Annotated in this window: 1 tRNA gene and 1 rRNA gene; both read left to right on the top strand. The window is 55.9% G+C overall.

Going from position 1 to position 372, the window contains the following annotated elements:
* Positions 1-88 precede the first annotated feature (88 nt).
* Positions 89-203 (top strand): 5S ribosomal RNA (rrf, locus tag F7P65_RS21740).
* A 92-nt stretch (positions 204-295) separates the two neighbouring features.
* Positions 296-372 (top strand) — tRNA-Met (locus tag F7P65_RS21745).

Consider the following 372-nt stretch of genomic DNA (forward strand, 5'->3'; position numbering starts at 1 on the left):
CTAAATCAAACTTATTGGATGACGCGTTTCCCAAGCGAAACGCTCATGTGCACGGCATCGATTATAACCCAAAGCGCAAGCTTCATTGCTTGGTGACCATAGCGTCTGTGACCCACCCGATCCCATCCCGAACTCGGCCGTGAAACCAGTCTGCGCCGATGGTACTGTGGCTCAAGCCCCGGAAGAGTAGGGCGTCGCCAGGCATTGAAGCTTGCGCTTGGAAAACAAACACAAAACCCATTCACACCAAAAGGGCGGCCCATAAAGCCGCCCTTTTTGCGTCAACGCCCAGTGTCGCGGGGTGGAGCAGCCCGGTAGCTCGTCAGGCTCATAACCTGAAGGTCGCAGGTTCAAATCCTGCCCCCGCAACCA

Origin of the sequence: Sphingobium estronivorans, assembly GCF_008692605.1 — a bacterium.
In the GTDB taxonomy this organism is placed as follows: Bacteria; Pseudomonadota; Alphaproteobacteria; order Sphingomonadales; family Sphingomonadaceae; genus Sphingobium; species Sphingobium estronivorans.